Raw genomic sequence first — 25,190 nt, forward strand, 5'->3', positions numbered from 1 at the left:
GCCGCCGATGGTCTTGCCCAGGCACAGAGCGAGCCTGTGCTTGGTGCTCTCGAAATCCTGGCTCGCCAGCAGCTCGCGCAGATACACCGTCTCGCGCTTGGCGTTGGGCAGCTCGACGCCGATGGCGTTCTTGCCCGGGATCACCGCCACGCGCGCCGAGATCGCGCTCATCGAGCGGGCGATGTCGTCGGCCAGCGAAATCACCCGCGAGGACTTCGTCCCCGGCGCGGGCTCGAGCTCGTAGAGCGTGACGACGGGGCCGGGGCAGGCCTGCACGATTTCACCGCGGACGTTGAAATCCTCCAGCACCCCCTCGAGGAAGCCGGCATTCTGCTGCAGCAGCTCGGTCGGGATCGTCAGCGACGCCTGCCCCTGGGGCGGCTCGGCGAGGAAGTCGATCGGCGGCAGCTCGAACACCGCCGGCGCAGGCGGCGAAACGGGCTCCGGCGCCGGCTCCGCCTGCGCAGCCTGCTGCGGCTGGCTGCGGCGTCGGGTCGGTGCCGGCTCGGCCGGGGTCGGCGCCGGTTCGCCCCGTTCCCGGCGCGAGACGGGCACGCTGTTGCGCTGGCCGCTGCGGGCCGTCGGCACGGCGGGGACGGCAGGCGCGGCCGCCGGGGCGATGGCGGGTGCGGCGGGGGCGGGCGAAACGGCTGTAGCAGCGGGGGTGCCGACGGCGCCGCCGAGCGCGAGGCTGATGCTGTAGCTGCCGCTCCAGGAGAGGCTGCTCCAGCCCGGGCTCGGCATGGCGAGCGGCGCGGCTTGCGGCAGCGGCCGGGCGGAAACGGAGTCGGCGGGTGGAGGCGCGATCCCGTCGCGGTCCGGCTCCGGCGCATCGGCCGGCAGCGCCGGGGCGGCGGGCAACCCCTCCCAGAAGGCGAAATCGGAGATATGCGCGAAGGGCAGGGCGGCCGGCGCCGTGTCAATCGGATCCGAAGCCGGCACAGGATCGAGATCGATCACCAGCGGCGCCTCTGCCTCAACGTCAACCGCCTGCGGGGGAGCCTCGGCCATGACCGGCGCTTCGGCCCGGGACGGCAGCCAGACCTGCTGCAGCATATGGTCCGGTGTCCGTCCGAAGCGCACCCGCCCCAGGATCTCCTGCGGGCGCAGCCGCGGGTCCGAATCGGCCGGTTGGGCCGGTGTCGCCTCCGCCGGCGGCGCCTGCCGCTGGAGCAGGCGATCGGGCGTGCGGGTGTAGCGGACCACTGTCTGCGGCGGCGCGGGCTGCGCGGCTTCGGGCACCGCCGCCAGGCCTGTCCGGGCGGTGTCGGCGCTGGAATCGCGGCTTCTGGTGCGGACGTAGATGGGGGAGCTCGGCATCGGATTCCGCAGGCGTCACGGCTGGAGACGAAGAACTGCTGTCGTATCGGGGGCTGGTTAAGGCCTCATAAATGATGCGCTGCGGCGGGAGCCTGGAGGCACTCCGGCCCTACAGCTTTGATGTCCGGACGAGTTGACGCGGGCCCCGGCGCGGCGGCAGCGGCGGGAATGCGGAACCGAAGCTCCGCTGCCGTGTCGTTGCAGCATGAGCGCCGTCCTGGCGCATGCCACGCCTTGGAGGCCGAACATGAAGTCCCTCAACATTTTGACCCTGCTGCTGATCATCGTCGGGGGCGTCAACTGGGGCCTGGTCGGCGCTTTCGAGTTCGATCTGGTGGCGGCGCTCTTCGGCCGCGGCTCCGGCCTGACCCGCCTGGTCTACATCCTGGTCGGCCTGTCGGCGCTCTACCAGCTGATCCCGTTTTCGCGTGCGCTCAGCGTCGGCGAGGTCAGCGCCGAGGCCAATACCGTCCATCGTTACTGATCCGCGACGCGCCCGCGCGGCGCATCGCCCTTCCACACCGTCGAGGATCCTTCGATGAGCGTCGTCGCCCCACCGGCCTTCGCGCCGCGCAACCTCTTGCTGTGCCTGTCCCATCTGCGCTGGGACTTCGTCTTCCAGCGGCCGCTGCATCTGCTGACGCGGGCGGCGCGCGACTTCCAGGTGGTCTATCTGGAGGAGCCGCTGTTCGAGGAGGGCGCCGAGAGCGATCTCCGCATCCAGTGGCATGGGGAGGTGCTGGTGGCGACGCCGATCCTCCCGCCTGGCGCGGGCGACGACGCGATCGAGGAGCCTATCGACCGGCTGATCTCGCTGTTCCAGCCCAGCCGCTTCCTGGTCTGGTACTACACGCCGATGGCCTTGCCGCAGGCGCGGCACGTGCCGGCGGACTGCATCGTCTATGATTGCATGGACGAGCTGTCGCTGTTCAAGAACGCGCCGGCCCAGCTGCGCCAGAACGAGCAGGATCTGCTCGGCCTCTGCGACCTGGTCTTCACCGGCGGCGAGAGCCTGTTCGAGGCGAAGGCCGGGCAGCACCCGCATGTCCACTGCTTTCCCAGCAGCATCGACAGCCGGCATTTCGGCAAGGCACGGCAGGCGGGGCGCGATCCCGAGGACCAGAGCGGCATCCCCCATCCCCGCATCGGCTTCTTCGGCGTGATCGACGAGCGGCTCGACATCGCGCTGCTGCGGGCGCTCGCCGCCTATCGTCCCGACTGGCATTTCGTGATGCTGGGACCGGTGGTGAAGATCGACCCGGCGGAGCTGCCGCAGGCGCACAACATCCATTGGCTCGGGCGCAAGAGCTATGACGAGCTGCCGGATTATCTGCGCCATTGGGATGCGGGCTTCATGCCCTTCGCGATGAACGATTCGACGCGGTTCATCAGCCCGACCAAGACGCCGGAATTCCTCGCCGCCGGCGTGCCGGTGGTCTCGACGCCGGTGCGCGACGTGGTGCGCAGCTATGGCGTCGACGATCTCGTCGAGATCGCGGCGGGTCCGATCGACATGGCCGAGGCGATCGAGCGGCTCATCCTCCGCAAGCACGACGCCGCCTGGCGCTCGGCGGTCGACGCCAGGCTGGCGCAATCCTCCTGGGACGAGACCTGGGAGCGGATGCGCCGTCTCATCGAGCCGCGGCTGTCGCAGCCCCCGGCCTCCATCCGTGCCGAGCGAGGGCTGCGCCATGTTTGACTGGCTGATCGTCGGCGCGGGCTTCGCCGGCAGCGTTCTGGCCGAGCGGCTGGCCACCCAGCGCAACGAGAAGGTGCTGCTGATCGACCGGCGCGCGCATATCGGCGGCAACGCCTATGATGAATATGACGCGGCCGGCCTGCTGGTGCACCGCTACGGCCCGCACATCTTCCACACCAACTCGCAGCAGATCCTGGATTATCTCTCGCAGTTCACGGCCTGGCGCGCTTATGAGCACCGCGTGCGCGGGGTGGTCGACGGCAAGCGCGTGCCGATCCCGATCAACCGCACCACGGTCAATACGCTCTACGGGCTCGATCTCGACGAGGCGGGCGTCGCCGCCTTCCTGGCCGGGAAGGCCGAGCCGGTCGATCCGATCCGCACCTCCGAGGACGTGGTCGTGTCCCAGGTCGGGCGGGAACTGTATGAGGCGTTCTTCCGCGGCTATACCCGCAAGCAATGGGGGCTCGACCCCGCGCAGCTCGACAAATCGGTGACGGCGCGGGTGCCCGTCCGCAGCAATGACGACGACCGCTACTTCACCGACACGCATCAATGCATGCCGGCCCAGGGCTATACCCGCCTGTTCGAGCGGATGCTGGCGCATCAGAACATCAAGGTGATGCTGAAGACCGATCTGCGCGAGATCTCCGATGTGATCCCGTTCCGGCGGATGATCTTCACCGGGCCGATCGACGAGTATTTCGGGCATCGCTTCGGCAAGCTGCCCTATCGCTCGCTGTCCTTCGAACATGTCACGCGCGACCAGGACTGGTTCCAGGAGGTCGGCACCGTCAACTTCCCGCAGAGCGAGGCTTATACGCGGATCACCGAGTTCAAGCATCTGACCGGGCAGGAACATCCGAAAACCAGCCTGGTCTACGAATATCCCCAGGCCACGGGCGAACCCTACTACCCCGTCCCGACGGCCGAGAGCCAGGCGCTCTACAAGCGCTATGAAGAATTGGCGCGCTCCACCGCCAATGTCTGGTTCGTGGGCCGGCTCGCGACCTATCGCTACTACAATATGGACCAGGTGGTGGGGCAGGCGCTCGCGACCTTCCGGCGGATCAACGAGGAGGTGCCGATGTCGGCGCGCAAGCAGCTCGACCTTAAGCGCCGCTCCGCCTTCCGCTATGCCGAAGCCCTGTTCGACGATCTGGCGCCGATCGCGCTGGCGCCGGGCGCCCGCGGCAATGGCCGCACCGAGACCGCCGACCGGGGCGAGGGCTGAGCCGCTCCCGGTCGCACTCAGCGCATCAGACGGCGCCGGGCGGGGGCCAGGAGCCGCTCCCGCCTCTGCTGCTGCCGCAGGAGCTCTCTCGCCAGTTCGGGCTCGACCCGCCGGGAGAAATCCGTCCGGTCATAGTCGATCAGCCCGTTTTGACAGTGCCGCTCATCGTCCCAGCCCGGGTGGTTCATCACGGGATAGAGGCAGATCGCCTCGATAGCCGTGCCCGCTGCCGCCGCACGCTCGGCTTCGTCGCAGACATGGCGCAGCCAGGCGGGGCGCAGCGCGCCCTCGATCCCGGTCTCCGCGATCAGCAGCGGGCGCCGGTAGCGGGTGCCGATCCCATGCAGCATCTCGCTCAGCGGCCGCCAATCGGGATCGCTCTGCCAGTCCAGCGGACCGCCTTCGACGATCCACTGGTTGTGACAATAGAAATTCACGCCGATCACATCGAGGCAGGCCTCGCTGCCGCCGAGCTCAGGGGTCAGACGCCCCGCCAGCATGTCCCAGGCCTCGAATTGCGCCAGCGTCTGCGCCTGCGCCTTGCGGCGGGAGGCGGGGTCGCCCGGCCGCGGAAAGACCTGGATCAGCGGATCGATCTGGATGAAGCGGGCGCGCGGCGACACCTCGCGGATGGCGGCGATGGCGGCGAGGCTGGCGCGCACCAGCTGGCGCTTGAGCTCCGCGCCCCGGCGCCGCCTGAACGGCGCGAAGATCGCGACCGTGCCGCCGGCCCAGGCCATGAAGGAGATCTCGTTGATCACCGAGAGGATCGGCGGCTCGCCGCTCCCCTCCTCGATCACCCGCGCGGCGGCGCGGGCATAGGCGGCGAAGCGCTCCACGAAGGCGGCGGAGAAGATGTCGAGCCCGTCCGGCCAGCCATAATGCATCAGGTCCCAGACGACCTGCACCTGCGCCGCCCGCGCCGCTTCCAGCATCGGCTGCAGGCTCGACCAGTCGTAATGCCAGGGCAGGCGCTCGATCAGATGCCAGCGCAGGCCGTCGCGGATGCTCTCGATGCCGAGCTGGCGCAGCAGGGCGTAATCCTGCCGCGCCATGCGGTCATGGCGGGTGGCGGCGATGACGTCCAGGCGGCAGCCGTCGCGGCGACGATGCGTCGAGCACTCGAAGCCGCCCATGAAATAGCTGCGCAGCTGCACGGCCGGGGTCTCGTGGTCAGTCACGGCTCGTCGAGGCTCCACCACCCGCGAGGGGCATCGTCGGAGGAACAGGCCAGCAGCCGCGCCGTTCGCTTCTCGGGAGGACCAGCCTCATGGGCAGCGCCACCACCGATGCGCGATTACAGTTTTGGGACATGCCGGCCCGGCTGCAGCCGGCCTGCATGATCGCCACGGGTGCGCATGACATGGCGCTCTGGCCCCTGGACGCCTCGCAAGTCAAGGTCGGCGGGCAGCGGATCCGGATCGAGGGGCTGGCGGCCGCGGTCGCCATGGGCGATCTGGCGACGGTGACCTTCATCGACGAGGCGGGCGCGGCCGATCCTGTGCCATGTCCAGTCTCCTGCCCCCCCGGAGATCAACAGCCCGGACCGAGCCGCTGTTCCCCGGATCGGGCGGCGCGGACCTAGCCGGCCGCTACAGCTTCAGCCGGCCGGCGGCGACGGCGCGATAGAGGTCCTGGTCGAGGGGCTGATAGGCGTCGTCCCGGTCGAGATAGAGCGGGTCGCGGATCGCAGCGGGGTCGAAACCCTCCGCCACCAGCCCCGCCTTCCGCTGCTTGAAGGTCGCCGTGCGGTCGAGACGCGCGACGATGCGCAGGACGAGCGGCCGCGCATAGGCCGGCAGCGCCTCTGCCAGCGTCGCATGCAGGGTATCCAGGGCGAAGTCCGGTGTGACCGTGATCGCGGCCATGCCGGCGCGGCCTTCGGCGCCCGGCACCTCCACGCCGTAGACATTGGCTTCGATCACCCCCGGGCAGGCGCCGATCGCCGCCTCCACTTCGGTCGTGGCGACGTTCTCCCCCTTCCAGCGGAAGGTGTCGCCGATCCGGTCGACGAAATAATGGAAGCCCTGCGCGTCGCGGCGCATCAGGTCGCCGCTGCGCATCCAGGCATCGCCGGCGGCGAGCACGTCGCGCAGGATCTTGCGCTCGGTCTCGCCTTCGCTGGTGTAGCCCTCGAAGCTGTGCTCGGCCCGGCCGGACAGCCGGCCGAGCAATTCGCCGGTCTCGCCGATCGCCGCCGGGATGCAGCGACCGGCCGCGTCGCGCAGGGGCAGGCCCGTCTCGCCATCATGGCGCACGATCAGCGCGGTCGAGCGCCGCGCCATGAAGGGCGGAACGCGGCCGACGGCGCCGGGCTTGCCCTCGACATTGTAGAGCGAGACGGTGCCTTCCGTCGCCGCGTAGAATTCGAGAATGCGCGGGATGGCGAAGCGGGTGCGAAACCGCTCCCAGATCTCGGGGCGCAGGCCGTTGCCCATGCAGAGGCGCAGCCCGTGCCGGCGCTCGAACGGATCGGGCGGGGCCGAGGCGAGATAGCGGCAGAGCTCGCCGATATACTGGAACAGCGTGCAGCCGGTCTCGGTGACGTCCCGCCAGAAGCGGCTGGCCGAAAAGCTCTCGCGGATGACGACGGAGCCGCCGCCGAGCAGGACGCTACCCGGGGCCACCACGCCGCCGACGCTGTGGTAGAGCGGCAGGCAATCATACATCCTGTCTTGCGGGCCGGGCTCGATCAGCCCGGCGAACCAGTGCGTCCACATCATGATGCGGTGGTGGCTGACCCGCGCAGCCTTGGGCAGGCCGGTGGTGCCGGAGGTGTAGATCAGCAGGGCGTCGTCCCGGACGCTCAGCGCCGGGTCTTCGTTCGCCGCCAGCGGAGCAGGCGAAAACCCCGCCGCGGCCTGCGCCAGCGTCTCGCCCCGCGCGCGCTGGCCCTGCCAGAGCAGTGCCGGCGCAGCGGCGAGATGCGGCCATGCGCTGTCCAGCGTTTCCGCGAGCTCGGCGTCGACGACGAGCAGGCGCGGCGCGGCGAGAGCGATGCAATGAGCGAGGCCGCGCGCGCGCAGATGCGTGTTGAGCAGCGCGACGCGCAGGCCGGCCCGGGTGAGGCCGAGCCAGATCGCCAGGAAATCCGGCCGGTTGCGCATCAGCAGGGCGATCGTGTCGCCCTTGCCGAAGCCGCGGCTGAGCGCCCAGCGGGCATAGCGGTTCTGGCGTCCCGCGAGATCGGCATGGCTCAGCGTCTCGCAGGCGCCGATCAGCGCCGGAGCGGCGCCGTATCGTTCGGCGAGTTCATCGATGATCTTTGGAAAGATCCGCTCCGGCTGCGCGTCGATACCCGCCGTGCGGGCGAGCGCGCCGAGCCAGCCCGCGGTGGAGGAGGCTGCGGAGCCGGCGCGGGCCGCGCCGTCGCTCATCGCGCTCATGGCGCGCTCCGCAAAGCGGAAGCCCGGTTCAGCGCGACATAACGCAGCCAGTTCCGGAAGAGCAGGGCGGCATCCGCCTGCCAGGCCGCCCCCGGCGGCAGGATCTGCGCGAGCGGCGGAAATGACGCCGACAGGGACGGGCTGCGCCGCGCGAGAGCGGCCGTCGCGAAACCTTCGAGCCGGGCGACACCCTCGCTCGAGAAGCAGTTCTCCGGCATGGCCGGGTAATCGGCGGATGTGCCGGCGAGATAGCGCCCGACATCGCGGCGATATTCGCGGGCGAGGCTGTCGGCGTCATATTCCGGATGGCCCTGCAGGAAGACCAGCAGGCTCCGGCCCTCGCGGATGAAGAGATCGACCCCGACCGGCGCGCGCCGCAGCACCGTATAGCCGCTGGCGACGAGATCGGCCTCCGTAAGGTCGTTCCAGCGGGAATGGGGGACGGAAACCGTGTGTGGCATCCCGGCGAGGAGCGGATGGGCGCTGCCCGTGCCGCGGCAGGGGAAGACCCCCGAGCATTTCCGGGGGAGACGCCGGCGCGCGAGACCGTCGCGGGCGAGAACCGCGGCATGGGCGGCGAGGCAGGAGAACAGGGTGGAGACCAGATGCGCCTCCGCCCAGGCGACGATCTCGCTCAGCGGTTCGAAGAACGGCTCGTCCTGCAGCCGCGATTCCACCGGCTCGCTGCCGGTGATCACCAGCGCGTCGAGCCCCGCGGCGGGCAAGGCGCGGTGGCTCTGATAGCGCGCGAGTTCCGCCCGCACCGCCTCGCCGCGGCCTAGCCCGTCCAGCGCGAAGAGCCGGAGCGCGACATCGGGGCCGAGCAGCCGGCGGAACTGCCGCTCGGTCTGAAGGAAGGCCGCATCCGGCATGTTGTTGAGCAGGCCGATGGCGAGAGTCCCCGGCGGGCGCGACAGCTGCGGCCGGCGCGGCGCCGCGGAGCGGCGGGCGGCACCTCGGTTCTGTCGGGCCAGTCCCCGGTCATGCAGCGCGGCTGTCACGGCAGGGCCTCAGGCGGAGCGGACGCGGCTGCAGGCGGCGGCGAGCGCCTGGTCGAGATCGGCCAGAATATCGTCGATATGCTCGATGCCGACGCTGATCCGGATGGTTTCGGGCGAGACGCCGGCGCGGCGCTGCTCATCCTCCGTCATCTGCCGGTGCGTGGTCGAGGCGGGGTGGCAGGCGAGCGATTTGGCATCGCCGATATTCACCAGCCGCTTCACCAGCCGCAGCGAATCATAGAAAATTTTGCCGGCTTCAAACCCGCCCTTCACGCCGAAGGTCAGGAGCGAGGAACCCTGGCCGCGGAGATATTTGCGGGCCATGGCGTGATGCGGGCTGTCGGCGAAACCGGCATAGTTGACCCAGGCGATAGCGGGATGGTCGCGCAGATGCTCGGCCACCTCCCGGGCATTGGCGACATGGCGCTTGACCCGCAGGGCAACGGTCTCGATGCCCTGCAGCAGCAGGAAGGCGCTCATGGCCGGGAGCACCGCGCCGGTCGTGCGCTGATAGACGCTGCGGGCGCGGGCGAGATAGGCGTCGGCGCCATAGCGGTCGGTATAGACCATGCCGTGATAGGAGGCGTCGGGGGTCGAGAAGGCCGGGAAGCGGCTGCGCTGCGCCGCCCAGTCGAAGCGCCCGGCATCGACGATGACGCCGCCGAGCGTGGTGCCGTGGCCGCCCATGAATTTGGTCAGCGAGGCGATGACGATATCGGCGCCGTACGCGATCGGCCGGAGCAGGATCGGTGTCGCCACCGTATTGTCGACGACCAGCGGCAGGCCATGCGCATGGGCCAGCGCAGCGAGCGCCTCGATATCGGCGATGTTGCCGGCGGGATTGCCGATCGATTCGCAATAGAGCGCCCGGGTGTCGCCATCGATCAGCCGGGCGAGATCGTCGGGGCTGTCGCTGGCGGCGATCCGGCACTGGATGCCCTGGCGCGGCAGGACATGGGCGAGCAGCGTATGCGTCGTCCCATAGAGCTGCGGCACGGTGACGATGTTTCCGCCATGATCGGCAAGCGTGGCGATGGCGTAATGCAGCGCCGCCTGGCCGGTCGCGGCCGCCAGGGCGGAACGCCCGCCCTCCAGAGCCGCGACCCGTTTCTCCAGCACCGCGACGGTGGGGTTGGCGACGCGGCTGTAGCGATAGCCCTCCTCCTCGAGATTGAAGAGCGCGGCGCCATGGTCGGCGCTGTCGAAACTATAGGCCACGCTCTGATAGATCGGGACGGCGACCGCATGGGTGGTGGGGTCGTGATCGAACCCGGCGTGGATGGCGATTGTTTCGCTGCGCATATGCCCCGTGCCTCGCTGAAAGCCAGCTTCCGAACCTCGAGCAAGGTCCGGACCAGGGTTGTGCTGCATCAAAGCGACACAGGCGCTTAATAAGAACGATGAATCGATTATGCCGATGGGAAGTGGTTAAGCGCCACTTTCCGGCTTTGATAGGCATGGAAGTCGGGCATGCCGCAGAATCGCTCACGTATCTCTGTCCGTCAGCCTTGGTCTCCGTGACATCTCACCGTCACGACATGCGGTTCATTCTGAAACGTCCCCTAGGACATTCGATGCAGTTGGCTGCTGTCCGACAGAGCGTTAATCGTTCTTCAAGCAATCTATTGCCTCGCGCTCCAACCCATGATCATTGACGGCAAGGCGGCTCGGCCCGCCTTTTGGACCGTTCAGACAGGCAGAGGCAGGCCGTGACGAAGATCCCCATGATAGCGTCGGTGACGGAGGTCGATCTGCTGCCGGCGCCGATCGAGCCGAGCTGGATTCTCGCCGGCGAGCCGGTCGCTCGCAACGCAACCCTGTCGCGCAGCGCCGATGGGCTGGCGAGCACGCTGGTCTGGGACTGCACGGCCGGGAGTTTCCGCTGGATCTACGAGATCGACGAGACGATCTATTTCCTCGAAGGTTCGGCGACCATTTCCGACGGGGTGAGCCCGCCGAAGAGCTTCGGGCCGGGCGACGTCCTGTTCCTGCCGCGCGGCGCGGTCTGCCACTGGCATGTCGAGCGCTATGTGAAGAAGGTGGCGTTCTGCCGACGCACCGTGCCCTTCCTCCTGAGCGTCGCGATCAGGGGCTACGGCCGCATCAGGCGCATGATCAGCGGCGCCGGCGGCGGGTTCACCGTCGGCGCGGCCTGATTCAGCGGCGCGGCGAGACCGTTTCAGCGGGAGGCCAGCGCCTTCTCGCGGATGGCGCTGAGGCTGGTGCCGGGCAGGATCGCGTCCGTGCTGATCTTGAGATGGATGATCGCGGGCCGGCCGGATTCCCTCGCCGCCCGCAGGGCTGCCGGAAAGTCGCCGCTGCGCTCGACCGTGGCGCCGAAACCGCCGAAGGCGCGGGAATAGAGCGCGAAATCCGGGTTGCGCAGATCAGTCCCCGAGACCCGACCCGGAAACTCGCGCTCCTGATGCATGCGGATGGTGCCGTAGCTGGCATTGTCGCAGACGATGCAGATGATCGGCAGGTCATATTGCACGGCGGTCGCGAATTCCTGGCCGTTCATCAGGAAATCGCCATCGCCATTCACCGAGACCACCACGCGCTGCGGATGGAGCCGCTTGATCGCGACGGCGGCGGGCACGCCATAGCCCATGGAGCCGGAGGTCGGCGCGATATGCGTCGCCAGCCGCCGGAAGCGGTAGAAGCGGTGGATCCAGGCGGCGTAATTGCCGGCGCCGTTGCAGATCACCGCATCCTCCGGCAGTTCCTGGCGCAGATGCAGCATGACGCTGCCGAGATTGAGTTCGCCTGGCTGCGGCGTCTCGGTCTCGCTCCAGGCGAGGTAATCGGCATGGCCGGCCCGGGTCTCCTCCCGCCAGGGCCGCTCGGCCGGTGCCGGAAGGCCAGCCAAGGCTTTCGCCATGCGCGTCGGCGCAGCGTTGATGCCGAGATGCGGGACATAGACCCGACCGATCTCCTCCGGGCCGGGATGGATATGGACGAGGCGGGTGGCCGGATTGGGGATGCCGAGCAGATCATAGCCCTGGCTCGCGATCTCGCCGAGCCTGCCGCCGAGCAGGATCAGCAGATCGGCGGCTTTTGTGCGCGCCACCAGCTTCGGATTGGCGGCGAGGCCGAGATCGCCAGCATAGGCCGGATGCAGCGGATCGAACAGCGGCAGGCGGCGATAGCTGGTCGCGACCGGGAGATCGAAGCTCTCGACGAAGTGCCGGACGTCGCGATAGGCCTGCTCGCTCCAGCGGCTGCCGCCGAGCAGCAGCAGGGGACGGCGCGCCTCGCCCAGCAGCGCGGCGAGCCTGTCCAGCTCGCCCTGGCCGGGCGCGGCTTCGACCGGCTGGCAGGGCCTCGCCAGCGGGCTGGTGATCGTCTCCTTCAGCATGTCCTTGGGCAGGGCGACGACGACCGGGCCCGGGCGCCCGCTGGTGGCGGTGTGAAAGGCGCGCGAGACATATTCCGGCAGCCGCGCGGCGACATCGATCTCGGTCGCCCATTTCGCGATGGAGCCGAAGGCGGCGCGGTAATCCATCTCCTGAAAGGCGTCGCGATCGCGCTGGCCGCGCTCGACCTGCCCGACGAACAGGATCATCGGGGTGGAATCCTGCTGGGCGATGTGGAGACCCGCCGCGGCATTGGCGGCTCCGGGGCCGCGGGTGACGATGCAGATTCCCGGCCGGCCGGTCGCCTTGCCATAGGCGTCGGCCATCATCGCGACGCCACCCTCCTGGCGGCAGACGGTGACGGTGATGCCGGATTCCGAAAGCGCGTCGAGAACCGGCAGGAAGCTCTCGCCGGGGACGGTGAAGACATGGTCGACGCCATTGGCGACGAGCTGCTGGACCAGGGCGCGGGCTGCGCTACGCGGGGCTGCCGCGGGCGGCGGATCGATGCGGTCGGGCATGGGGTCATCACCGTATTGGGCGCTCACGGGGAGCGTGGCCCCGTGACACGCCGGCATTCGCCTAGCGTGACATGATATAAATGACGCAAGGTAAATATCGGTTTAAGGTGGTTTAGGTGCCGATCATCGCCGCTTCGGTATAGGTGAGATCGCCGGGACGTGGCGTCGCTGGGCCACGGGCATATTTCGGCATCCGCCCGGGCAGGAAGCGGCCCGGCAGCCCCGGCAGGGCGCCCGAGGCGTCGATCAGCAGCAGGAACAGCCCATGGCGCGCTAGCGCCCGGCCGATCGCGCCGGCGAGCTGCGGCCAGGGCGTATCGGCGGCGCAATAGATGATCTGCGCCACGGGGAGCGCGCCCTTGATCCGCTTCCTGACCGCGACGAAAGGATAGGCGCGACCGGCGGCGCGGCACCAGAACACGATGCAGCCGAAGCCGCGATGGTGGCGCATCAGAGCCAGCTCATGCGGCTCGGCCCCCGCCTGCTCCGCCGCCTCCTCACTAAGGATCTCGCCGCGGCAAAGGCGCGACAGGGCCAGCAGCGGCCAGGCTAGCACGATTCCCCCGGTATAGCGGCGGAAGCCCTGGGCCTCGATGATCGGCCGCGTGGCGCGCTCGGAGGAAATGTTGAGATAGGTCAGCGTGCGGTCGCGCATCGCGGCGCTGACCAGGATGGTGCCGAAGCTGCGATATCCCGCCGCGACATGCCAGCTCGACAGATTGCAGCGCCTGCCATCGGCCGCATAGAGCGTCAGCAGGCAGCCGACCAGCCTGTCGCCATCGACCAGGACATAGCCCATGCCGGGCAGGCCCTGCCCTTCCGTCCAGTCGGCCAGGCGCTGCAGCGAGCCCTGCCAGCCGGCCGCGTCACGGGCGGGGAAGCCCTGGCTCAAAAGCAGGGCGAGCGCGGGGATATCGGCGGTTTCGATCCGCCGGCAGCGTATGGCGGCGCCAGCCGCCTGCGCGCCGTCCTGGTCCCGAACCCTAGCGGTCATCACCCATCCCCGATCGATCCCCAGCCTCGTGCCGCCTGTGACTGGACATTGTCCCCGCCATGATCAGATGCGCATCCTGCCATGGCGACACCATGCGTGGCGCCGAATTCATTGTGGAGCGCGAGCGTTGAGACTTCCGTAATGCGGGCGGCCACTAGAATGACGTTACGGTCTTACCAGAAGCGCCGTTGAGGCATTGGATGCGAGGCCGGCCTGAGCCGGAAGAGGACGCGATGATCGCCACAACCCGAGCCCGGCTCCGCGCCCTGCTCCCCCGCAAGATCCCGGGCGGTGGCTTCGGCAGCCGCTTCGCCCTCATTCTGTCGGGCGAGCTGGTCCAGGCGCTGTTTCATTTCGTGCTCAACATCGTGCTGGTGCGGGTGCTGAGCCAGGCGGATTACGGGCTGTTCGCGATGGTCTTCGTCTGCGGCGCGGTGGGCATCACCTATATCCGGGCCGTGGTGGCGGTGCCCGCGACGATGTTCATCGCGCCCTGTCACGGGCGGCCGGCAGCGCGGGCCTATGACAGCCTGTTCGGCACCGGGGCGGTCGCGCTGTCGCTCGCGTCCGGCGGTCTCGCCGCCGCCTGCCTGGTCCCGGCGCTGGGCGCGGCCGGTCTCGCGGCCGGCGCCTTCATCGGGCTCTACATGTTCCGCAGCTATCTCCGCATCGTGCTGCTGGCCTGCAAGGCCCCGCGGATCGCCGGGCTGAGCGACCAGGTCTATGCCGCGATCGGCCTCCTCTTCCTCTCCGCCAGCGTCTTCGCAGCGCCCTCCATCTCGCTCGCCCAGGCCTTCATGGCGCTGGCGCTCGGCCATGGCTGCGGCATCGCCATCTCCTATGTGGCGCTGCGGCGCCCCTTGCGCCTCACACTCCGGGCCTCGCTGTGGCGTCGCTACCGCGCGGTCTGGCAAAAGCTCGCCTGGTCGCTGACCGGCGTCACCACCAACACGCTGCAAGGGCAGGGCATGACGCTGGCCTTCGCGCTGCTGGTCGGGCCAGCGCGCTTCGCGCCCATCGCCGCCACGCTGGTGCTGTTCGCGCCGCTGCGCATCCCGACCAACGCGCTGACCAATATGGTGCTGGCCGAGGTGACGGAGCTGCTGGCCAAGGGGCAGGCGGCGCAGGCCAGCCGGATCGTCATGCGCTCCACAGCGATCATCGCCGCCGGCTGCCTGGCCTATGGCGCGGCGATGCTGCTCGCGCTGCCGATGATCGAGCGGCATCTGTTCAAGGGCCGCTTCGACCATGAGCCGATGAACTGGATCGCCGCCGGCGTCTTCGCTGCGATGCTGGTCTCGCTGCTCTATGCCATCCCGCGCGCCTATCTCGAAGCCTGCGGCGCCTTCCGGACCATCGCCTGGGGCAGCGCCAGCGCCTTCCTCATCGGCGCCTGCATCATGATCCCGGTGCTTTTGACCATGCCTTCGGCCTTCGCGCTGCTGGGGCTGATCGCGTCCGAAGCCTATATCCTGGTCTGGCTGGGCCGGGCCTTCCGGCGGATCGCCACGGGCCGGGGCATGGCCGGGCACGCCTGACCGGGAGCCGGGACGGCCGGCCGGCGGCGACCCGTCAGGCGGTGCTGCCGGCGTCCACCGTCATCACCGTGCCGGTGATGTTGCGGGCCTTGTCAGAGACGAGATAGGCGACGGCGCTGGCGACGTCTTCGGGCGCGACCAGCCGGCGCAGGGCGCTGCGCGCCGCGACGCGCTCGCGCTGCGCCTCGTCCATGCTCTCCGTCATCTCCGTCTCGACGAAACCGGGCGCGACGGCGTTGACGGTGACGCCGAGGCGCCCGGCCTCCCGTGCGAGCGAGCGGGTGAAGCCGATCATCGAGGCTTTGGTCGCGGCATAGACCGAGAGGGCGTTGTAGCCGGTGAAGGCGATGATCGAGGCGATAGTGACGATGCGCCCGGCGCCGGCGGCCATCATCCCGCGCATCGCATATTTCGTCAGCAGCATCGGGGAAAGCGTGTTGAGATGCACGAGCCGGCCGATCTCGGCGTCGGGCATCGTCGCGAGCAGGCCCGGCGTGCCGATGGCGGCGTTGGCGACGAGGCCGTAGAGCGGGCCATGCTCGCGGCGGATGGTCTGCACCAGCTGCTGCAGCCGGTCGAGCTCGCCGAGGTCGCAGGGGATGAAATGCAGCGAGCCGCCGCTGACGCCGGCGGAAGCGGCCGCGAAAGCCTCCGAGCGGCGGCGCGCGACGGCGACGACATGGAAGCCGTCGCCTGCGAGAGCTACGGCGGTGGCGAGACCGATGCCGCGGGTGCCGCCGGTGACGAGGACGACGCGTCCGCTCATGACGGGGTCCGCAGCAGCTTGCCGCCGGGCGTCAGCGGCAGATCGGTGACGAAGCTCAGGCTGACCGGGACCTTGTGCCTGTCGAGATGCGCCCGGCAATGGGCGATGATCGCGGCTTTCAGCGCGGCGGGATCGGCGACGGCCTCTTGCCCGTCATGCAGCAGGATCTCGGCCTCGACCACGGCGCCGAGGATCGGGTTCGGGCGCGGCTTCACCCGCGCCATCGAGACGGAAGGGTGGCGGTTGATGACGGTCTCGACCTCCTCCGGCTGCACCTTGACGCCGCCGACATTGATCATGCCGCTGCTGCGGCCGAGGAAATGACAGCGATCGCCGCGCAGCGCGACGCGGTCGCCGCTGTCGACGAAACCGTCTGGGTCCATCAGCGGCCCGGCCTCGCTGCCGAGATAGCGCCTGGCCGTGCGCTGCGAGCGGATATGGAGCGTGCCGCCGCGGATCGCGATCTCGATGCCGGCGCGGCTGCCGATCAGCCCGGCGGGAAAACCTTCGCGGCCATCTTCCACGGTGAAGCCGACACCGCCCTCGGTCGAGGCATAGGCATGGGCGATCCGGGCCCGCGGGAATGCGGCGCGCAGCGCGTCCAGGATCGCCTGGTCGGCGATTTCCCCGGAGAGCCGGACATAGCGCGGCGAAAGCGCGCCGATCGCGCTGCTCATCAGCGCCATCCGCCAATGCGAGGGGGTGCCGAGGAGATGCGTCACCGGCGCGGCCGCGACCCTGCGGAGATAGTCGCTGACGGGCTCCCCCGCCTCCGACAGCAGCAGCGAGGCGGGGCCGAGCATCGCGCGCAGGAAGACCTGCAGCCCGCCATAGCGGCGGATATCGTAGAAGGTCGACCAGACCGTGCCGGGTTCCGGCGTCGCGGCGGTGTTGATGCCGCCGACCAGCCCCTCCAGCGTGTGCAGGACGAGCTTCGGCGCGCCGCTCGTGCCGGAGGTGGCGAGCACCCATTCGGTCGCGAGCGGGGCCGCGGCAGGCGCCGCCCCCGAAGCGGCCTGTACGGTGATGCAGGGTAGATCCGGCAGGGTCTCGCGCAGCGGCCCGTCGCGATCGGTGACGAGGAGGTCGATCTCGGCGTCCCGCACGATCGCCGGCAGCTGCTCCGGCGCGATGCCGGGCGGGAGCAGCAGCATGCGGCGCGCCAACCCGTCCAGTACGAGCATCGCCTTGGCCGCCGCCATCTGCCCCTCGGTCGCGAGCAGGATCGAGCGGCCGGCGAGGCGCTGCGCCATCTCCCGATCGGCCGGCGCTTTGACCAGCTCCGCGACCGCGTGGCTCGCGGTCCGGTCGGCGAGCCTGACTCCATCGAGGCCGCCATGCCGGTGCAGGCGCGCGCGCAGGTTCATGAGATCAGGCCGCCCCGGCCAGGGACGAGCGGTCATAGAGGGCGATCAGATCGCCCAGGGTCACCGGCAGATCCGCGATCTCCAGCGTGCTGAACGGGTCGATGCCGAACCGATCCTCCATGCGGGCGACCAGCAGCGCGAAGCACAGCGAGTCGAATTCGGTGTCGATGAGGACGAGTTCGTCCGTCAGCGGCGGCATCGCCTTGCCCTGGTCCCGGGTGATCGTCTCGATCTCGTCGATCAAGGTCGCGCGCAGGCTCATGATGTTCTCCGCTGGTCGTCATGCATCGGCGATTGAGCCGGAAGCGCCGCGTCACCGCGCAGCAGCGCCCCGAAATCGGCGGCGATCTGGCTCAGGAGCGGTCGCGCCGCCGGAACGAGCCGGCCGAGCCCGTAGAAGAAATGGATCATGCCGGGGTGGCAGCTCTGCACCACGGGGACCCCGGACTGGGCCAACCGCTCGGCATAGGCTGCGCCATCGTCGCGGAACGGGTCGCATGCGGCGGTATGGATCCTTGCGGGCGGCAGGCCCGTGAGATCGGGCTCCAGCAGCGGCGAGACGCGCGGCGTGTCGACCAGCCCGGCGATGCCGCAGGCCTCGATATCGTGCCGCACGGTGGCGGCATCCAGGAGGTAGCCGCTGGCGAATTCCCGATGCGAGGCGGCGATGCAGCGCAGGTCGAGTACAGGGCAGAGCAGCAGCTGGGCGGCGATCGCCGGGCCGGTCCCGCGCAGTTCCTGGCAGAGGCGCGCCGCCAGCCCGGCCCCGGCCGATTCCCCGGCGACCGCCAGATGCTCCGGATCGATCCCCAGCCGGCGCGCCATCGCGGCCACGCAGTGCATGGCGGCGACCGCATCCTCGATCGCGGCCGGGAAGGGATGTTCGGGGGCGAGCCTGTAGCTCACGGCCAGAACCCGGCAGGCGCTGGCGGCGGCGAGGCGCGAGCCGATCGCGTCATGCGTATCGAGATCGCCCGCCACCAGCCCGCCGCCATGCAGGAAAACGATGCCGGGCCCCGGTGCCCGGCAGGCCAAAGGCGTGAACAGCCTCGCCTCGCGCGCGCCGGAGGGCAGCGGCAGGGTGACGGCCTGGGCGATGACGGGCAGGGCTTCGGTGCCGGCCAGCCTGGCGAGCAGGCGCTGCGCCTGCCGACGCTGCTCCGGCCCCGGCGGCGCGGCGCCGCCCAGCGCCATCATGGCGAGCAGGCGTCTGACATGCGGATCGAGCGGCATGGGGGTCCCGTCAGCTGCGGCGCGCGGTCACAGCGACAGCGCCGCTCTGACCGTCTGCGGCCATAGCGAGAGATCGCCGCCATGGGTCGCGAACAGCGCGACGGCCAGCCGGTCCATGCCGAAGGCGACGCAGCCGGTATGGGCCGGCGCATCATCGGCGAGCGCGATGTTCCAGGCCGTGCCGAAATGGTCGCGGTGATAGTTGAAGCTCATGCAGGCGGTGCCCGAGTCCTCGCCGCGCAGGGGCACGAGCAGCTCGAATTTCAGGGCCTGTTCGCGCTGGCTGATCGCCTTCACCACGCCGATGCGGCCGAAGAACGGGTCGCTCGCCTGCTCTATGCGGTAGCTCAGCCCGAGTTCGTCGGCGAGCGCCGTCGCCCGGCTCAGCCAGCGCTCGCGGAATTCGGCGACCTGCTCCGGCGTGCCGATGGTGACGTATTCGCGCATGCGGAAGGATTGCAGGCGGTCGAGATAGCGCGAGGGTTCGCGGCGGAAGCAGTCGCAGGCGACGTCGAAGCGATAGCCCCTGTCCGGCACCCGGCCGCGCGCGGCGGCGATGGGGTAGACCGGGTAGCAGGCGGCCGGCGTCAGCACGAGATCGGCGGTCCGCAGCCCCTCGGTCCAGTCCTCGCCCCGGCCGTGGCGGCTCGCCATCGCCAGGATCTCGGCCTCCGTGCCCTCCAGGCAGGAGACGCAGCCCAGGAGATTGGGAAAGCTGGCGAGATAGCCATGGCGCTCCAGATCGGCGCGGCTCATCACCGGGGGAAAGCGGAAGATCTCGGTATCCGCCTCGCGCTTCGCGGAGATCAGCGCCGCCAGAGCCTCGACCACGGCTTCATAGGCGCCGGTGCGGGCATAGACGCCGCGCGCATTCATCGGCCTGAACATCGTGTCGAACAGCGCGTCGAGCGGATCCGCCTCGCGCTCGGCCTGGTCCGGCGGCCTGGTCATCATGTTCATTGGTCTGGTCTCGTATTCGGGCGGATCAGTCGGCGAGCGAGGCGGCCACCGGGGTCATCAGCGTGGCGGTGGCGAGGTTCGCGACGATCCGGTCGTTGTGGATCATGATCGGGGCGGAGAGGATGTCGCGCAGCTCGCGCCCGAGAGCGAAGGCGCCGTCGAGCCTGTAGCCGGCGAGGCCATTGGCGCGCATCGCGCTCATCACCGTCGCCACGGCCAGATCCGACACCTCGACCTTGAGCATGGTGATGGCGGTCTGGAAATCCATCGCCGAGAGCGCCGCGGGATCGCCGGCCGCAGCCTCGAAACGGCCGATCGCCTGGCCGATCAGCGCACGGGCCTGCTTCAGCGTGGAGACGGCGCGGGCATAATGCAGGGCGCCCGGCGGGGCGACGCCGCCGGCCCCGCGCATGGCCGTGCGGGTGAAGGCCTGCGCCTTTTCCACCGCGCTGGCCGCGATCCCGGCCCAGGCGCTGGACCAGAGGATATGCGAGACCGGCGTCATGGTCTGGGCGTGGATATCGCCGTAGCGCGCGCTCAGCACCTGCTCGGCGGCGGCTTCGGCGATCAGCCGGTAGCCATCGCTGCAGGTGCCGCGCATCCCCAGCGTCTCCCAGCCATTCAGCCGCTCCAGCGTATAGTCCGCCTTGAGGAACAGGCAGAGCACCTGGTCGGACGCGGCGGCGTCGTCGGCCCGCCGCGCGATGGTGACGATGCCGTCCGCCTCTGCGCCATAGGAGATCACCGTGGCGGCCCGGTCGAGGGAGACGCGGCCGCCGTCCCGCCTGATCGCGGCGGCGGAGGCGCGGACATTGCCGCCCGTATTGCCTTCGGTGGTTGAGGAGGCGAGCAGCAATTGCTCGTCCGCGATGCGCCGCAGGATCGCGTCCAGGCAGGCTTCGCCGCGGCCATGGCGGATCAGGCAGGCCAGCTTGGTGTGGTGCATGGCGAAGATCATCGCGCTTGAGGCGCAGGCCCTGCCGAGGCTGTAGCAGATCTCGGCCAGCGTCCGGATCGACGCGGCTTCGCCACCGAGCTCGCAGGGGATCGCGGCTCCGAGCAGCCGCTGCGAGCGCATGGCGGACACGGCCCCGGCCGGGAAGCGCGCCGCCTGATCCACCAGCTCGGCCTCGGAGGCCGCGATCTTCGCGACCTTGGCGGCACGTGACCGAAGGTCTCTGTCGGAGTGATCGGCGAATGCGCCATCGCGAAGCTGAATCGTCACGGTCTCACGCGCCTCCTGACGCGACCATCGGCATCGCGGCCGGTGTGTCGCTGTGCCGTGACGGGATCACGGCGATCTGAAGCGCTTTATAACGCCGTAATTTCCTAAATGAACGTTACGGAATTTAGATTCCATGACGTTGATTAAGATTCACCGTAAAGACGGATAGTCTCTCTATCAGGCGGAAAACATGCGGATCCGATCTGCAAAACCGTGTCGTCCCGCGCTAGGCTGCGCCGGCAGAGCGAGATCGGCATCAGTGGAATGCGGCAGATGGGTTTTGAGGCAGCGTCGACATCAATGACCGATCAGGCGATGAAGCTCGCCCGGTCGATCCTGGCGGACCAGGCGCATCGGCGGGATTTCAGCCCGGATGACGCGCTGATCGATGTCGGGCTGTCCTCGCTGGATCTGGTCAATCTGATGGTGGCGATCGAGGCGGAATTCGACATCATGATCCCGGCGGCGCAGCTGACCCCGGAGACCTTCCGTTCGATCCGCTCGATCGCGCGGATGGTCGAGGCGCTGCGCGGGGCCGGTGCGGGCCACTGAGCCCGGCGGCGCGGCCGTTCAGCCGAAAAACCGGCGCCGGGCGAAGCCGGACCCGTCGATGAACTCGAACCCGCCGGCGCTGTTGAGCGTATGCAGGCGCCGTCCCGGCCATAGCGGTCCCGGTCCGAGCAGGGTCTCGACCTCCTGCTCGAAGCCGGATGCGTCGAGCCGCGTCACCCTTGCGATGGCGAGCGCGGCGCCATAGCCCCTGCGGCAATCCTGGACGGGCCGCAGCAGCGCCCCGCCGCGGGTCACCATCCGGCCGGCCGGACGGGCCGAGGCGATGTCGATCAGCACCGGATTGCCCGGATGTGGAGCGAAGGGGCCGCGGAAATCCGGCGCCGACCAGAGATGCAGCGCGTCGGAAAAGGCGCCGCCGCCGTCGCGGACCGTGGCGAAGATCCACCAGAGCCCGCCATGTTCGACCAGCGTCGCGTCGCTGGCGACGACGCCTTCGACCAGCGTCGCCTCATGCACCCAGCCGCCCGGGAAGGCGGTGGCGCGGAACAGGTCGATCGTGCCGGCGCTGCCGCTCTCCGGGATCATCCAGACCGCGCCGTCCCGCGCGAAGACGAAGGGGTAGGAGAGGTGGCCCGGCCGTTCGAGCACGGGGACGGGAGCGCCGATCGGCCCGTCATCGCCGAAGGCGACGGCGGAGATGATGCCCTTGCCGAGCCGGTGCTCGTAATCCTCGAGGAACAGGGTGAGCCGGCCCTCATGCAGGATCGGGAAGGGATCGGCGAAGAAGCGCGTGCCGTCATCGGCGAGGTCGCGCCAGCCGCCCTCGGGGTGGCGGCGCAGATCGTAGAGGTCCGGACCGTCGAGCCTGCGCCAGCCGGTGCGCCAATGCGGGGCATGGCAGCAGAGGTGATAGATCCGCCGGGCGAGGGTGCCGGCGAGTTTCTTCGCCGCGATCTTCGCCATGGCCGCCGCCTGCGGCAGCGCCGGCACGGGCTGCGAGACAGGCTCGCTTGGCAAGGCGGGGAGGCGCGGCCGGCCTCGTCCGGCGACCGCCGCCACGATCAGCGTGACGATGCGGGCCGTGACGTCCTCATAGGCGGCGAGCAGGACCCCACCATATTCGGTGCCCGGCCGGCCGGCGGCGACGATGCCGTCCGCCGCGCGCAGCGCGACGAGCGGGGTCGCACCGGCGAGCAGCAAAGCGAGCAGCGCCGCCTCGCCAGCCACGCCGTCGAAGCTCAGCTGCCAAATCCCGGCCGCATCGGGCGGGGCCGCGCCGCAGAGATCGATCACCAGCTCGGGCAGCGCGCCGTCCCGCGCCGCGTAACCCGCGAGATCAGCGGGCTGGACCGGCGCCGCCGGCCCCTGCCGCGACAGCCCGTGCAAGGCGGCCTCGAGCTGGAACAGCGCCTCGATGCCGGCGGGTGGAGGCTGCGCTCCGGCGCGTGTCTCGATCGCGACGACGGTGCCGGGCAGGGCGCTCAGCGCAGCGGCGAGATCGAGGTGCCAGCGCCGCAGCTGGAGGGGATCGAGAAGCAGCGTCAGGCGCATGGTCATGGCCGATCGAAATGCTGGTGCGGGCCGCATCGGCCGCAGGTTTCAGGGCCGGATTCCGGGTTTCATCGGCTTCTAAGGCGTCAACGTTTCGATATCCTTATGGGCCGCCGGGGCAGGCGGGAGAGGGCCGGAGGCGGCGGCGATGCGGCTCCGGCGAGAGCTGATGGTGAATGGCTTGTTAAGAATTACGTGCGATCAAGACAGCCGACGATACGGGCGCCAGTCCCGCATCGGAGGTGCGATGGTGCCTGTTCGCAGGAAACGGAATGACCAGCCTAGCCACGTCAGCGCGTCCGCTTCCGGCGCCGGCCGGATCCGAGCCGGCTGCACCGGCCCGGCGCTGGCACAATGACGGCACGGTCGCGGCGACGGATGTCTGGCGCATCCTCTGGCACCGGCGGCTCTTCATCCTGGCGACGGCCGCCGCCTTCACCGGCCTTGCCCTGCTCTACGGGCTGTTGACGCCAGCGCTCTATTCGGCCAGCGCCCAGATCCTGATCGACCCCCGCGACCGGCAGGTCCTGACCAACGACGTCAATCCCAGCGCCGTGGCGCCCGATGGCGGCGTCACCCAGGTCGAGAGCCAGGTCAGCGTGATCCAGTCGGCCGGCGTGCTGCTGCGCGCCATCACCGCCATCGACCTCAGCAAGGATCCGGAATTCAACGGCTCCGGGCTGATGACCCGGCTGGGCGATCTGCTGGGGCGGACGGCGCCGGTCAGCGGGCCCAAGCGCAGCCTGACCCCCGCCGAGGCGAGGACCCTGAACGCGTTGCGCCGCCGGCTCGGCGTGAAACGCGCTGACAAGGTGCTGGTCGTCGACGTCGCGGTCACCGCCCAGGATCCCGACAAGGCCGCGCGCATCGCAAACGCCATCGCCGATGCCTATCTGATCGACCAGGCGGAGGCGCGCAGCCAGGCGGCGCGGGAGGCCTCCGACGCCCTGACCGCGCGGCTGGCCGAGCAGCGCCGCCGCGTCGAGGCCGCCGAAAACGCGGTGGAGCGCTACCGGGCGGAGAATAATCTCACGGTCGCCTCGGGACGGCTGATCTCGGACCAGCAGCTGACCGAGATCGGCAACCAGCTGTCGCAGGCGCAGAACCGCACCTCCGTGCTGAAGGCCCAGGTCGACCAGATCGCGCGGCAGCGCGGCGGCGGCGGGCTGGCGGGCGGAACCTCGGAGGCGATGCAATCGGCCGTGGTCCAGAAGCTGCGGGAGCAGGAGGCGACGCTGGTCCAGCGCGAAGCCGATCTCCAGACGCAACTCGGCCCGCGCCACCCGGCGATCGCGGCCGTGCGCAGCCAGCTCGGCAATATCCGCCAGCTGATCACCGCGGAGCTGGAACGGCTCTCGCGCTCGGTGCGGACCGATTACGAGCGCGCTTTGGCCAATGAGCGGCAGCTCGCCGCCCGGCTGGAGACGCTGACCCGCCAGACGCAATCCTCCGACCAGGCCTCGGTGCGGCTGCGCGAGCTGCAGCGCGATCTCGAGGCGGTGCGCGCGGTCTATGCGAATTATCTGCTGCGGGCGCAGGAGACGCGGGAGCAGGCCGGGCTCGACACCACCAATGCCCGCATCATCACCCGGGCCCAGCCGCCGCAGCAGAAGAGCTGGCCGCCTATGGGCGTGCTACTGGTCGGAGCGCTGGGGGCGGGGCTCGGCCTCGGTGCCGGGGCGGCGCTGGTGCGGGAATTCGCCTCGCCGAAGCTGCTCTCGACCGGCCAGGTGCAGTCGCTGCTCGGGGCGCCGGTGATCGGCATCCTGCCGCCCGAGGGTGCCGATGAGCGAGCGCGCAACGCGCCGGAAGACGCGGTCCCGGTCGAGGCGACGAGCTTCTGGCGGCGCAAGCTGGCGGCCACCGCGCGGGCCGCGATCCCCGGCGCGGCCGGCTCGCGGCCGGCGGAGGCGTCGGGCAGCGCCGAGACGCGGGCGGAAGCCATCGCCGGCCTGGCCCTGCTGCGGCTGTTCGACGTGAACGAGTCGAGGCTGGCCCAGGCGCCGGTGCGCAGCGTGCTGCTGACCTCGACGCATGAGGATTCGGGCGAGCGGTCCCGCACCGCCTTCCTGCTCGCCCATGTCGCCGCGATGCGCGGCGACCGGGTGCTGCTGATCGACGGCGATGTCGAGCAGAACCAGCAGAGCAGCCTGCCCGGGATTCTCGACGTGCTGCGCGGCGAGAGCCCGCTCGCCGGGACGATCCATTACGGCAGCCGGCGCGACGTCGCGCTGATGGCCAAGGGAAGGCAGCGCTCGAACGGGCCGAAGGTTTCCAGCCGCGCCTTCGCGATCAGGACGCTGGTCGAGGCCGGCAAGGATTTCGATCTCGTGATCATCGATGGCGGCGTGCTCAGCCGCAACATCAAGATGGCGCCGCTGGTCGCCGTCGTCGAGCAGATCCTGCTGGTCTCGCGGCTCAACGGCGCGGAGCAGCGGGACGTCGCCGAGATCGCCGAGGCGACGATGGTGATGGGGCGCCATATAAGCGCGGCGATGCTGATCGACGCCATGGGCCGCGCCTGAG

The 25,190-nt window shown here is 69.8% G+C and carries 22 protein-coding genes; 8 read left to right on the forward strand and 14 right to left on the reverse strand.

Features of this window, described 5'->3' with window-relative positions; all coding sequences use genetic code 11:
* Positions 1–1,320: DNA translocase FtsK (locus ASG72_RS18240; protein ID WP_280137761.1), on the reverse strand; the 1,320-nt coding region annotated here is incomplete at its 3' end.
* A gap of 247 nt (positions 1,321–1,567) precedes the next feature.
* Between ASG72_RS18240 and ASG72_RS18245 the strand changes: the two genes are divergently transcribed.
* From ASG72_RS18245 to glf, 3 genes are read left to right on the forward strand one after another with little or no spacing between them, the layout of a single operon-like run.
* A complete protein-coding gene (locus tag ASG72_RS18245) occupies positions 1,568–1,804 on the forward strand; it encodes a DUF378 domain-containing protein (protein ID WP_056716512.1) in 237 nt (78 codons plus the stop codon).
* A 54-nt stretch (positions 1,805–1,858) separates the two neighbouring features.
* The gene (locus ASG72_RS18250) at positions 1,859–3,019 is read left to right on the forward strand and encodes a glycosyltransferase (protein WP_056715603.1); all 1,161 of its coding nucleotides are present in this window, start codon (positions 1,859–1,861) and stop codon (positions 3,017–3,019) included.
* On the forward strand, positions 3,012–4,253 hold the full coding sequence (gene glf, locus ASG72_RS18255) for a UDP-galactopyranose mutase (protein WP_082540522.1): 1,242 nt from the start codon (positions 3,012–3,014) through the stop codon (positions 4,251–4,253). The genes ASG72_RS18250 and glf overlap by 8 nt, the downstream gene beginning before the upstream one ends.
* A 17-nt stretch (positions 4,254–4,270) precedes the next feature.
* Here the strand turns inward: glf and ASG72_RS18260 are convergent, their stop codons facing one another.
* The gene (locus ASG72_RS18260) at positions 4,271–5,434 is read right to left on the reverse strand and encodes a beta-glucosidase (protein ID WP_244488872.1); all 1,164 of its coding nucleotides are present in this window, start codon (positions 5,432–5,434) and stop codon (positions 4,271–4,273) included.
* An 89-nt stretch (positions 5,435–5,523) separates the two neighbouring features.
* Between ASG72_RS18260 and ASG72_RS18265 the strand changes: the two genes are divergently transcribed.
* Positions 5,524–5,838 (forward strand): hypothetical protein, encoded by a 315-nt coding sequence (locus ASG72_RS18265; protein WP_156396049.1) that lies wholly within the window; start codon positions 5,524–5,526, stop codon positions 5,836–5,838.
* A 7-nt stretch (positions 5,839–5,845) separates the two neighbouring features.
* Here ASG72_RS18265 and ASG72_RS18270 read toward each other — a convergent pair whose 3' ends face one another.
* The 3 genes from ASG72_RS18270 to ASG72_RS18280 are packed head-to-tail and all read right to left on the reverse strand — an operon-like array spanning position 5,846 to position 9,942.
* Positions 5,846–7,639 (reverse strand): long-chain-acyl-CoA synthetase, encoded by a 1,794-nt coding sequence (locus ASG72_RS18270; protein WP_056715609.1) that lies wholly within the window; start codon positions 7,637–7,639, stop codon positions 5,846–5,848.
* On the reverse strand, positions 7,636–8,640 hold the full coding sequence (locus tag ASG72_RS18275) for a homoserine O-succinyltransferase (protein WP_082540469.1): 1,005 nt from the start codon (positions 8,638–8,640) through the stop codon (positions 7,636–7,638). The genes ASG72_RS18270 and ASG72_RS18275 overlap by 4 nt, the downstream gene beginning before the upstream one ends.
* Positions 8,641–8,649: 9 nt before the next feature.
* Positions 8,650–9,942, reverse strand: coding sequence for an aminotransferase class I/II-fold pyridoxal phosphate-dependent enzyme (locus tag ASG72_RS18280; RefSeq protein WP_056715612.1), 1,293 nt, complete (start codon positions 9,940–9,942; stop codon positions 8,650–8,652).
* A gap of 422 nt (positions 9,943–10,364) precedes the next feature.
* On the opposite strand from ASG72_RS18280, the gene ASG72_RS18285 reads away from it, so the two are divergent.
* Positions 10,365–10,796, forward strand: coding sequence for a cupin domain-containing protein (locus tag ASG72_RS18285; RefSeq protein WP_082540470.1), 432 nt, complete (start codon positions 10,365–10,367; stop codon positions 10,794–10,796).
* Between the two features lie 23 nt (positions 10,797–10,819).
* Here the strand turns inward: ASG72_RS18285 and ASG72_RS18290 are convergent, their stop codons facing one another.
* Positions 10,820–12,517, reverse strand: coding sequence for a thiamine pyrophosphate-binding protein (locus tag ASG72_RS18290; RefSeq protein WP_056715617.1), 1,698 nt, complete (start codon positions 12,515–12,517; stop codon positions 10,820–10,822).
* A 112-nt stretch (positions 12,518–12,629) separates the two neighbouring features.
* Entirely contained in the window at positions 12,630–13,511 is an 882-nt protein-coding gene (locus ASG72_RS18295; protein ID WP_056715619.1) for a hypothetical protein, read from the reverse strand.
* A gap of 233 nt (positions 13,512–13,744) precedes the next feature.
* Here ASG72_RS18295 and ASG72_RS18300 point away from each other — a divergent pair, with 233 nt between their 5' ends.
* Positions 13,745–15,049: a hypothetical protein gene (locus tag ASG72_RS18300; RefSeq protein ID WP_244488873.1), complete on the forward strand. Its 1,305-nt coding sequence runs from the start codon at positions 13,745–13,747 to the stop codon at positions 15,047–15,049.
* Positions 15,050–15,083: 34 nt separating this feature from the next.
* On the opposite strand, the gene ASG72_RS18305 is transcribed toward ASG72_RS18300, so the two are convergent.
* From ASG72_RS18305 to ASG72_RS18330, 6 genes are read right to left on the reverse strand one after another with little or no spacing between them, the layout of a single operon-like run.
* Positions 15,084–15,815 carry an SDR family NAD(P)-dependent oxidoreductase gene (locus ASG72_RS18305; protein ID WP_056715622.1) on the reverse strand — a complete coding sequence of 244 codons (732 nt, stop codon included), beginning with the start codon at positions 15,813–15,815 and terminating at the stop codon, positions 15,084–15,086.
* Positions 15,812–17,182 (reverse strand): fatty acid--CoA ligase family protein, encoded by a 1,371-nt coding sequence (locus ASG72_RS18310; RefSeq protein ID WP_056715624.1) that lies wholly within the window; start codon positions 17,180–17,182, stop codon positions 15,812–15,814. The genes ASG72_RS18305 and ASG72_RS18310 overlap by 4 nt, the downstream gene beginning before the upstream one ends.
* 4 nt (positions 17,183–17,186) lie before the next feature.
* Positions 17,187–17,444 carry a hypothetical protein gene (locus ASG72_RS18315; protein WP_056715628.1) on the reverse strand — a complete coding sequence of 86 codons (258 nt, stop codon included), beginning with the start codon at positions 17,442–17,444 and terminating at the stop codon, positions 17,187–17,189.
* Entirely contained in the window at positions 17,441–18,415 is a 975-nt protein-coding gene (locus ASG72_RS18320; protein WP_056715632.1) for an alpha/beta hydrolase, read from the reverse strand. Before ASG72_RS18320 ends, ASG72_RS18315 begins: the two co-directional genes overlap by 4 nt.
* A gap of 27 nt (positions 18,416–18,442) precedes the next feature.
* A complete protein-coding gene (locus ASG72_RS18325; RefSeq protein ID WP_056715635.1) occupies positions 18,443–19,375 on the reverse strand; it encodes an amino acid--[acyl-carrier-protein] ligase in 933 nt (310 codons plus the stop codon).
* 25 nt (positions 19,376–19,400) lie between these two features.
* Entirely contained in the window at positions 19,401–20,594 is a 1,194-nt protein-coding gene (locus ASG72_RS18330; protein ID WP_244488885.1) for an acyl-CoA dehydrogenase family protein, read from the reverse strand.
* A gap of 321 nt (positions 20,595–20,915) precedes the next feature.
* Here ASG72_RS18330 and ASG72_RS18335 point away from each other — a divergent pair, with 321 nt between their 5' ends.
* Positions 20,916–21,152, forward strand: a complete 237-nt coding sequence (locus ASG72_RS18335) for a phosphopantetheine-binding protein (RefSeq protein ID WP_244488874.1) — start codon at positions 20,916–20,918, stop codon at positions 21,150–21,152.
* An 18-nt stretch (positions 21,153–21,170) separates the two neighbouring features.
* Here ASG72_RS18335 and ASG72_RS18340 read toward each other — a convergent pair whose 3' ends face one another.
* Positions 21,171–22,670 (reverse strand): formyl transferase, encoded by a 1,500-nt coding sequence (locus ASG72_RS18340; RefSeq protein WP_244488875.1) that lies wholly within the window; start codon positions 22,668–22,670, stop codon positions 21,171–21,173.
* Between the two features lie 266 nt (positions 22,671–22,936).
* Between ASG72_RS18340 and ASG72_RS18345 the strand changes: the two genes are divergently transcribed.
* Positions 22,937–25,189 (forward strand): exopolysaccharide transport family protein, encoded by a 2,253-nt coding sequence (locus ASG72_RS18345; RefSeq protein WP_082540471.1) that lies wholly within the window; start codon positions 22,937–22,939, stop codon positions 25,187–25,189.
* Position 25,190: the final 1 nt, after the last annotated feature.

Source organism: Allobosea sp. Leaf344 (assembly GCF_001426225.1).
Taxonomy (GTDB): domain Bacteria; phylum Pseudomonadota; class Alphaproteobacteria; order Rhizobiales; family Beijerinckiaceae; genus Allobosea.

Coding starts and splice junctions, on each gene's coding strand:
- ASG72_RS18300 (WP_244488873.1), top strand. CDS start 13,745: ATGATCGCCACAACCCGAGCCCGGCTCCGCGCCCTGCTCCCCCGCAAG.
- glf (WP_082540522.1), top strand. CDS start 3,012: ATGTTTGACTGGCTGATCGTCGGCGCGGGCTTCGCCGGCAGCGTTCTG.
- ASG72_RS18340 (WP_244488875.1), bottom strand. CDS start 22,670: ATGACCATGCGCCTGACGCTGCTTCTCGATCCCCTCCAGCTGCGGCGC.
- ASG72_RS18295 (WP_056715619.1), bottom strand. CDS start 13,511: ATGACCGCTAGGGTTCGGGACCAGGACGGCGCGCAGGCGGCTGGCGCC.
- ASG72_RS18305 (WP_056715622.1), bottom strand. CDS start 15,815: ATGAGCGGACGCGTCGTCCTCGTCACCGGCGGCACCCGCGGCATCGGT.
- ASG72_RS18290 (WP_056715617.1), bottom strand. CDS start 12,517: ATGCCCGACCGCATCGATCCGCCGCCCGCGGCAGCCCCGCGTAGCGCA.
- ASG72_RS18345 (WP_082540471.1), top strand. CDS start 22,937: ATGACCAGCCTAGCCACGTCAGCGCGTCCGCTTCCGGCGCCGGCCGGA.
- ASG72_RS18250 (WP_056715603.1), top strand. CDS start 1,859: ATGAGCGTCGTCGCCCCACCGGCCTTCGCGCCGCGCAACCTCTTGCTG.
- ASG72_RS18270 (WP_056715609.1), bottom strand. CDS start 7,639: ATGAGCGCGATGAGCGACGGCGCGGCCCGCGCCGGCTCCGCAGCCTCC.
- ASG72_RS18245 (WP_056716512.1), top strand. CDS start 1,568: ATGAAGTCCCTCAACATTTTGACCCTGCTGCTGATCATCGTCGGGGGC.
- ASG72_RS18265 (WP_156396049.1), top strand. CDS start 5,524: ATGGGCAGCGCCACCACCGATGCGCGATTACAGTTTTGGGACATGCCG.
- ASG72_RS18310 (WP_056715624.1), bottom strand. CDS start 17,182: ATGAACCTGCGCGCGCGCCTGCACCGGCATGGCGGCCTCGATGGAGTC.
- ASG72_RS18285 (WP_082540470.1), top strand. CDS start 10,365: ATGATAGCGTCGGTGACGGAGGTCGATCTGCTGCCGGCGCCGATCGAG.
- ASG72_RS18335 (WP_244488874.1), top strand. CDS start 20,916: ATGAAGCTCGCCCGGTCGATCCTGGCGGACCAGGCGCATCGGCGGGAT.
- ASG72_RS18280 (WP_056715612.1), bottom strand. CDS start 9,942: ATGCGCAGCGAAACAATCGCCATCCACGCCGGGTTCGATCACGACCCC.
- ASG72_RS18315 (WP_056715628.1), bottom strand. CDS start 17,444: ATGAGCCTGCGCGCGACCTTGATCGACGAGATCGAGACGATCACCCGG.
- ASG72_RS18325 (WP_056715635.1), bottom strand. CDS start 19,375: ATGAACATGATGACCAGGCCGCCGGACCAGGCCGAGCGCGAGGCGGAT.
- ASG72_RS18320 (WP_056715632.1), bottom strand. CDS start 18,415: ATGCCGCTCGATCCGCATGTCAGACGCCTGCTCGCCATGATGGCGCTG.